We start from the raw sequence: 8693 nt of genomic DNA, 5'->3' as shown, positions 1-8693 counted from the left end.
GCCCCCATTACGGACTTTCACCGATTAGTACGTGCCCATGCTGGGCACACAATATGAAAAGACCTGGATAACCAGATCTATTCAACTAATTCATAATTTTCATTTTTTCCTTCTCTTACAATCCTATATACTGCAGTAGGATACATATTATTCTTCTTTAATTCCTCTTGTACTACTTCCTTGTCTATTTCTTTAAATTTTACTGCTTGCGTACAGCTAATATTAATTTTATTAGGAGAACTAACAAGCTTCACTTGAATGTTTTTTTGAAATAGATGTTGATATATATATGATGCTCTATTATGAGAAGTAAATGTCATTATATAATCATAATCTTCTGCTTTTATGTTAATCACCTCTATTTTGTGTATTTTTTAATTTACGCATATGAAAGAAAATAATAGACTAAATATACATCGTATATTTTTTGAATGTGCATTACGAATTTCTACTTTATTATATGCTCTAAAATCTTAGAAATGACTCTATATTCCACTTGGTCTTTTTCTTAATAATCTCTCCATAATAGATTGATTCTTTTCAAGTTCAAGTTCTTCATATAATTTTTTCTTTTCTTCACTTATCATCTTAATTTGCTGTTTAATTACTATATTTTCCTCTTCACATTCTTTTAATTTATTTTCAATACTTGTTTTAATTTCTCTTTCTTCTACTAGCTGCTGATTTGTATCCTCCAAATCTTTTTGAATCTTCTGTTGCAATTCTAAGAATACATTATAATTCTCTTCCATCTTGTGTTTTTGTTCTAATATTCTAGCAATTTGTTCTTCATAATCTTCCATAAATCTTTGCTTCTTTCGTAATTGCATATTTAAAGAAACAATTTTTCTTTCTAAGTTTTTCTTTTCTGATGTTATCTTAGATAATTCAAGTTTTAAGCTTTGAAATGCTTGTTCTTCATTTGGTGTATCTGCATTAGCTTTATCTACCTCATATTTCAATGAATCCTTCATATTTGCTACAAACCAACTTGGAACAAATAAGCATAAATCTAATTCATTAGTTCCATAAACTCCTATTGCTTTAATTAAACTCTCATCATCACTGCGAATAAAGCAATTGTATCGCCTTACTGCAAGTTCGTTTCCCCTATCAAAGTAAAACACACTACTCCACTTTTCATCATTAAAAACTGAGTAAAAAATCTTACCTTGCTCTAACCAGCAAGAGTACAACTTATTATTTTCAGTAAATAATAGAGGTTCCTCCAATTCCTTATTACTTTCGTAAACTCTGAACTCTTGGATATTTCCAGTCATATCTATACGAACGTGATCAAGAAAATACATAGACTCTTCTCTAGATTTATTTAGTATGTGAATCTCTTGTTGATCTCTTAGTACTTCAAATCCTATATCATCACCTTGAATACCATAAAGCCTCTTTGCAGGAATCCATCTAAGATTTTCAAATCTGCAATAGTTTAAGGATATTTCATCGCCTTCATCATTAATAAAAAACACATCAATATTATTATTTTCATTTACGTTTATTAAATAGTATTCTCTTAAATTAGGTCGCAATATAATATCCTGCAATGTAGCAATTTTAGTCTCTTTTCCATTCCATATACAATGCATTAACACTCCATGATCACTACCATCATTGCCTATTAGTAAATAAAAGATATGCATCTTATCTCCAATAATTTCAATTTTTAAATTCTGTATTTCAAAGTCATCAATTTGCATTTTATAGAGAATCTTTCCTACCCATTGCTTATCATTCATGGTACAGTATTTCAAGTCTCCTTTAATATTGCTGTAGACTATATGTATTGTTTCATCTTCCTCAACATATACAGCAAACCCTAGTACATCTTTATCAATAAGGCTTTCTTTTGTCCATTTTCCATCTCCATACATAATTTTGTAGACTAATTCTTTATTATCATTTTTAAAAAACTTCCATATATTGTTTGTATAATCAACATATATCCATGGATATATACTACTCATTTCACTCCCTCCTTTATAGAATTATATTTTTAGTGAAAACTTATTATGCCATTCTATAAAATAAAGAATTATTTTTGTCAAGCTTTTTATTTTCACAACTTTTATTTTCTATCATATAATATATTGTAAGTAATAAATAAAATTATATTTACTATAATTTTTGAAGAGGAGGAGAATCTATGTCTATTAACTTCAAGAAATTTTCACCACGTCCCGGTCTTGTAAATAAACAGGGACGTTTACCAGACCCTTCTGAATTAGTCTGCATTGAAGTACCTAAAATCTTTGATCAATGCTTAATAAAAAGATGTCTTGTATACGGTGAAGGTCCTGATACAAATACGACAGATTCTGAATTAAGAAGCACTATTCTAACAGATCCAAAGAGATATATTAATAGTAGAGATTTTAATTTAACATTAATTTCAGTAGATAAAATTCCACTTGTGGGAAAACCAGGCTTTAAAAAAATAGTTATTTCTTACAAAATTTCTTTCTATTCAGATTATATTGATGCAAATGGTGTCAATCAAAGTGAATTGTTTGAAATTAATAGAACAGATGTAATTGGAAAATTCTACTGTCCTGATTCTATAGCTCAAATTTCTGCTAGCTTTGTACCTGTTCAAAATGCTGAAGATTTAGATTCTAATATAATAAAACTTGAAATGGTTGCTGATGCTCTAGATGGTGAATTACTACAAGATGAAGAATGTAACGATGTTTTAGATATCACTTTAGGTTACTACATCGTTGTAAAATGTGAGCTTATTGTACAGCTTCTAATTCCTGCTTATGACTACTGTCCAGTTCCAAAAGAACCATGTGAAGAAGAGCCTGAAGAAGATCCATGTGAAAGATTTGAAAAAGCTCCAATTCCTAAATTCTATCCAGATCAAAATTTAGACCCATTATTCTCAGACTGCGATGACAATGATTGAAAGTATAATTAGTAAAATGAAATCTGCACATTGTCATCACCATTCTTCTACAATACTCATATATTATAGGAGAAACAATAAAAAATAATTATATATCTTAATTTACTTTATAGTAATTTTAAATTTATCTAATTAATAAGGAGGGTTCATTTATGAATTCAATGTCAAAAAATTTCTGTCATGATGAGTGTAGGCCTTGTAAAAGAGAAAGAGATTGTTGTCATGATGAGTGTGATGATTGTAAGAAAGAAAAAAAGCCTTGTCCAACTCTTATAAAATGTGGGACTCCTAGTGCAACTACAATTCCTGTTGCTACGGTAGCCGGCACAAATTTTACAGTTAGTTCTATTACTTTAGATAATTCTTGTTTATGTAATCCTATTACAAAGCTAGAATTTGCAAGTAATCTTGTTACTCCAGTTGCCTTTACAGGAACTGTAAACTTTCAAGTATTTAAACTTTGTAGAGGTCAATTTGCACCTGTTCCTGTTGGACCTGCTTGGACTTTTAATTTAGTAGCATTACTTTCATCACAAACATTCTCATTCTTCGTTTGTGACTGTGATTCTTGCTTTGATGATTGCTGTACCTATACTGTAGTTGCAACTGTTACTAGTCCAGTTACTGTTGGTACTCTTAGTATAAACAATGCAACACTTGGAGCAATAACAACATGTAGATCAAATCAATGCTGTTAATAAAGTAAAAAAGTTAATTAAATAAAATATACTAATAATTTATTTAACTGTTTGACTCAAGGTTACTAACCTTGAGTTTTTCCATTATAAATTAAATGATATACTTAAAATTCTGTGAAAATTATACATTTCATACTTATCACACCTATAATTTATAAATATATTGTTTGAATAAACTGGAGGTATATATGAAAAAACATTTTACTCTATATTGGCCTGGATTACAAAACTTTCACCTTACAAAAGATGTAGGATTAATACCCTATGTCTTTCAAAAACATTTAAATTATGAAGTTTCCATTTTATGCAATAAAAATGAAGAACATTATGATGAAATAATGACGAAAAATATTACTTTAAATTTTATGGATAATGAAGATTCTGTTAAATTATTACTACAAAAAACTGATGTTCTTATGCTTATTGGATACTATGATTTTAATTTACGTATGATCGAAAAATATAAATCAATTAATCCAAATGGAAAAATTTTTCTAAAATTAGATTTAAATATACATTGGCTAAAGAGAATAGTATTTAATCAGTATAATATTAATTTACTGAATAGTTGTACATTAATTTCTGTAGAGTCTAAAAACCTAAAAAAAATAATCGATGATAGTTGGCCTGTAAAAGTAGAATATATACCTAATGGCTTTTATGATTTTTTTAATAGCGATATTGTTAAATATAAACAAAAAGAAAATATTATTTTAACAGTAGGAAGATTGGGAACCTATGAAAAAGCCACAGAAATTATAATGGAAGCATTTAAAATTGCTGCAGAAAAAATTGGAGATTGGAAATTAAAATTAGTAGGTAGTATTGATCCAAGCTTTAATCAGTATATAAACAATTATTTATCAGCCTATCCAGAATTAACAAATAAAGTTATTTTTACAGGACCTATTTATGATAGGAAATCACTGATGGAAGAGTACAAAAAATCAAAAGTATTTTGTTTAACATCTAGGTGGGAAGCTTTTGCTCAAGTATTTGCTGAAGCAGCCTTTAATGGAAATTATATTATATCTTCAGATGTTGATGGTTCCTGGGACATTACCGTTGACAAAAAATATGGTAATATATTTCCTATAAATGATCTCAACGCTCTTTCAGCAGAGCTTGTTACATGCTGTTCTAATCAAGCTGTTTTAGAAAAAGTATGCAGCGATATTCAACTTTATGCAAGAGATAATTTCGATTGGATAAAGCTTTGTAAGACAATGAATTCTTTTTTTTAATATCTATTGGTTTTCATATGCAGAGTAGGAACAATTTTTGCTAATATTCATAAAATATAATTGAACAATACTACTACCTTTTAAGTATCGGTGAATGACAAGAAATAGTCACAATACTAAATTATTAGAGGAGATATAAAATTAATGTTTGAAAATAAAAAAACTTCAATAATAATTTTAACCTATAACAATCTTAATTATAATCGTATCTGTCTTGAGAGTATAAGAAAATACACTACTGCTGAAACTTATGAAATAATTGTTGTAGATAATAATTCTACTGATGGAACTCGAGAATGGCTTAAAGAAGAAACTGATATTAAACTTATTTTAAATGATGAAAATGTAGGTTTTCCCAAAGGGTGTAATCTCGGAATAGAGGCATCTGAGAAAGATAATGATATTCTATTTTTAAACAACGATACTAAAGTTACACCAAGGTGGCTTGATAATCTTAAAATATGCCTTTATAGTGATGAAAAAATTGGTGCAACTGCATCCATTACCAATAACTGCTCTAATTATCAGGCCATAAATGTTCCTTATAATGATATGGAAAATATGATTGATTTTGCAGATAAGAATAACATTTCTACACCAGAAAAATGGGAGCAAAAGGTTAGATTAGTAGCATTCTGTATGTTAATTAAAAGGGATGTTATTAATAAAATTGGTACTTTTGATGACAGGTTTACCCCTGGAAACTTTGAAGATGATGATTTGTGTATGAGAATTATAGATGCCGGATATAAACTTATGGTCTGTAATGATAGTTTTATACACCATTTTGGGAGCACATCGTTTAAAAAAGATTATACTCGATTTAATAATATTTTAAAAACAAATGCTCAAAAGTTTGAAGAAAAGTGGGGCTTTAATTCTAACTCTCAAAGTCTATTAAAATTTGACGTTATAGATCGTATAAATGAACCCAATGAAAAAAAATTAAATATTCTTGAATTTAACTGTGATCTTGGCGCTACATTGCTTAAATTAAAATATATGTATCCCAATGCAAGCCTATATGGTATAGAAACAAATAAAAATATATCTAAGATATGTGGGAAAATGATCGAAGTAATGACTGAAGATTTTGAAGAAAGCTATATTATGAACTTTAAGGAAGAAAAATCAGATTTTTTTGATTATATAATTATTGGAAATAAACTTCAATTTAGTAAAGACCCATGGAAACTATTAATAGAGTTAAAAAAATATTTAAAACCTGAAGGATATATAATCGCCACTATTCCAAATATAATGCATTATTCTGTTATAAGAGGCTTATTAAACGGAAACTTTATGTATAATAAGAATTCAATATTAAATCCACATTATAACAAGTTTTTTACCTTATTAGATATACAAAAAATATTTGACGAATGTGGTTATATAAATCCCTATATATTTCATTATTACTCAGAAATACCACAAGAAGATGATAATTTTTTAAATAAAATTTGTAGTATTGTTGGAAATAATATGAAAGGATATTTCATTTCCTACGAATATGTGGCTAAATTTCAGAATAATATTGCATGTAAAAATAATTATTAATATATGTAAAAATCTAAGTTATATAAAAATCTAAGTTATATAAAAAACTAACTTAGGTTTTTATTATTTATCAAAAATTAGTAATGTTATGTCGCATTTTGTAGCAAAATTCTCTATTTTACGTATATTATACTAGTGCATTTTATAGTTATTGACATAAAGACAAAAGAAAATAATAAGGAGATGATACAATGCCTGTTGCAATTGTTAATCCTAGGGATGATGCGTATATATCACTGCTAAATCCTAATACAAATTTTGGTTTTTCAAGTCTTTTATTTACAGGAAGGTTTGTTCAACCTAACGATATATTTAGAAGTTTATTGAAGTTTGATTTATCTGGAGCAGTTCCTCCAGGAAATACCGTAATAAATGCTTCCTTAAATTTATTTGTTTTCAGAAAGGATCTACCCAATTCAGTTTTATCACCACAAACTGTTAGTGTATTTGCAAACACAAGTAATTTTTTAGAGAATACAGTTACTTGGAATAATGCACCTGCAATAAATCCAACAATTTATTCTAAAGTTGTTACAGATGCATATGCAGATGCAGATGTTAATAGTTATATAAGTATTGATATAACCAATTTAGTAATAGGCTGGCTTAATAACTCTATCACAAATTATGGAGTTACCTTAGTTGGTATAGAAAATATAATTGATACAATCTTAGGCTATTTTTCTAAAGAATGGCATGTTTCAATACAAAGACCATTCCTTAGTATTGAATTTATTCCAAGCGGCTCTACTTGCGCTACTTGCCCTACAGGAGCTACTGGTGTTACCGGCACTACTGGAGACACTGGAGCTACTGGGGTTACTGGAGCTACTGGTATTACTGGGACTGGTTTAGCTGCGTCTGGCTATGTATATGACCTTGCAACAATAGCTAATGCAACTATCATAGGCGGGACAGATATTCCATTTTCTAACAATGGTCCGTTAAACAATGTCTCTCATACAGCAGGTAGCACTGTAATCACCATACTAGCTAATGGTGTTTATGAATTTAATTATATTGTTAGTATAACAGCAGGGATTGGGGCACAAATTGCAATTGCTGTAAATGTAGTTGTTGATCCATCTACTCCTATTTCAGCTCTTATTACTACTGGCGAAATACCTGGAAGCGCAATATTAAACCTTACTGCTGGTAGTATAATTACCTTAAGAAATAACTCAGCAACACCTTTAACATTAAATTTAGCTCCTGCAGTTGGAGCTCGATTAACTATTAAGAAATTAGATTAATTTATAAAAACTTGAAGGTGTCACAAAATGATTAAAAACTATTTTCGCCACCTCCTTTTTAATTATCTGTAAATCATCAACTAAATATTAGTAATACCTATAATTTATCGCATGCCTAAGAAATTTGATAATAATTATGTATTAATCTACAATTTTCATAATATAATTCTTGTATTGTTACCAAAGCTTATTATTTTGCATATATTTATAGTAGTCAATTATGTAATAATCGACATAATATCAAAAGAAAAGAAAAAATAAGGAGATGGTGCAATGCCTATTACAGTAATTAATCCTACGGATGATGCGTATATATCACTGCTAAATCCTAATACAAACTTTGGTTTTTCAAGTCTTTTATTTACAGGAAGGTTTGTTCAACCTAACGATATATTTAGAAGTTTATTGAAGTTTGATTTATCTGGAGCAGTTCCTCCAGGAAATACCGTAATAAATGCTTCCTTAAATTTATTTGTTTTCAGAAAGGATCTACCCAATTCAGTTTTATCACCACAAACTGTTAGTGTATTTGCAAACACAAGTAATTTTTTAGAGAATACAGTTACTTGGAATAATGCACCTGCAATAAATCCAACAATTTATTCTAAAGTTGTTACAGATGCATATGCAGATGCAGATGTTAATAGTTATATAAGTATTGATATAACCAATTTAGTAATAGGCTGGCTTAATAACTCTATCACAAATTATGGAGTTACCTTAGTTGGTATAGAAAATATAATTGATACAATCTTAGGTTATTTTTCTAAAGAATGGTCTGTTTCAATACAAAGACCATTCCTTAGTATTGAATTTGCGCCAAGCGGTTCTACTTGTGCTACTTGTCCTACTGGAGCTACTGGAACTACTGGCGCTACAGGAACTACTGGAGCTACTGGTGTAACTGGAACTACTGGCGCAACCGGAGTTACTGGCGGCACTGGCGCTACTGGCGCTACTGGAGATACTGGCGCTACCGGAGTTACTGGTGGCACTGGAGCTACTGGTGTAACTGGAACTA

At 29.2% G+C, this 8693-nt stretch carries 8 protein-coding genes; 6 read left to right on the top strand and 2 right to left on the bottom strand.

Annotated features, from left to right (window positions below; genetic code table 11):
- Positions 1 to 77: 77 nt before the first annotated feature.
- Both RYM86_RS18215 and RYM86_RS18210 read right to left on the bottom strand, forming a co-directional pair.
- Positions 78 to 356 (bottom strand): DUF3343 domain-containing protein, encoded by a 279-nt coding sequence (locus RYM86_RS18215; RefSeq protein WP_315082255.1) that lies wholly within the window; start codon positions 354 to 356, stop codon positions 78 to 80.
- A 129-nt stretch (positions 357 to 485) separates the two neighbouring features.
- Complete coding sequence (locus tag RYM86_RS18210) at positions 486 to 1979, bottom strand: hypothetical protein (RefSeq protein ID WP_315082253.1); 1494 nt, start codon at positions 1977 to 1979, stop codon at positions 486 to 488.
- A 179-nt stretch (positions 1980 to 2158) separates the two neighbouring features.
- Here RYM86_RS18210 and RYM86_RS18205 point away from each other — a divergent pair, with 179 nt between their 5' ends.
- The 6 genes from RYM86_RS18205 to RYM86_RS18180 form a co-directional block, all read left to right on the top strand.
- Positions 2159 to 2920 (top strand): hypothetical protein, encoded by a 762-nt coding sequence (locus RYM86_RS18205; protein ID WP_315082251.1) that lies wholly within the window; start codon positions 2159 to 2161, stop codon positions 2918 to 2920.
- A gap of 152 nt (positions 2921 to 3072) precedes the next feature.
- Positions 3073 to 3618 (top strand): DUF4489 domain-containing protein, encoded by a 546-nt coding sequence (locus tag RYM86_RS18200; protein WP_315082250.1) that lies wholly within the window; start codon positions 3073 to 3075, stop codon positions 3616 to 3618.
- Positions 3619 to 3806: 188 nt separating this feature from the next.
- A complete protein-coding gene (locus tag RYM86_RS18195) occupies positions 3807 to 4862 on the top strand; it encodes a glycosyltransferase (RefSeq protein ID WP_315082248.1) in 1056 nt (351 codons plus the stop codon).
- Positions 4863 to 5006: 144 nt separating this feature from the next.
- Positions 5007 to 6419 carry a glycosyltransferase gene (locus tag RYM86_RS18190; protein ID WP_315082247.1) on the top strand — a complete coding sequence of 471 codons (1413 nt, stop codon included), beginning with the start codon at positions 5007 to 5009 and terminating at the stop codon, positions 6417 to 6419.
- Positions 6420 to 6610: 191 nt separating this feature from the next.
- A complete protein-coding gene (locus tag RYM86_RS18185; protein WP_315082245.1) occupies positions 6611 to 7672 on the top strand; it encodes a DNRLRE domain-containing protein in 1062 nt (353 codons plus the stop codon).
- A 273-nt stretch (positions 7673 to 7945) separates the two neighbouring features.
- Positions 7946 to 8693: DNRLRE domain-containing protein (locus RYM86_RS18180; protein ID WP_315082243.1), on the top strand; the 748-nt coding region annotated here is incomplete at its 3' end.

The organism is uncultured Clostridium sp. (assembly GCF_963527835.1).
Classification (GTDB): domain Bacteria; phylum Bacillota; class Clostridia; order Clostridiales; family Clostridiaceae; genus Clostridium.
This window is presented reverse-complemented; position numbering and strand designations above follow the sequence as displayed.

Bases quoted from the DNA above. Each gene is read 5' to 3' on its own strand.
- RYM86_RS18200 (WP_315082250.1), top strand. From the start codon at position 3,073: ATGAATTCAATGTCAAAAAATTTCTGTCATGATGAGTGTAGGCCTTGT.
- RYM86_RS18195 (WP_315082248.1), top strand. From the start codon at position 3,807: ATGAAAAAACATTTTACTCTATATTGGCCTGGATTACAAAACTTTCAC.
- RYM86_RS18185 (WP_315082245.1), top strand. From the start codon at position 6,611: ATGCCTGTTGCAATTGTTAATCCTAGGGATGATGCGTATATATCACTG.
- RYM86_RS18205 (WP_315082251.1), top strand. From the start codon at position 2,159: ATGTCTATTAACTTCAAGAAATTTTCACCACGTCCCGGTCTTGTAAAT.
- RYM86_RS18190 (WP_315082247.1), top strand. From the start codon at position 5,007: ATGTTTGAAAATAAAAAAACTTCAATAATAATTTTAACCTATAACAAT.
- RYM86_RS18210 (WP_315082253.1), bottom strand. From the start codon at position 1,979: ATGAGTAGTATATATCCATGGATATATGTTGATTATACAAACAATATA.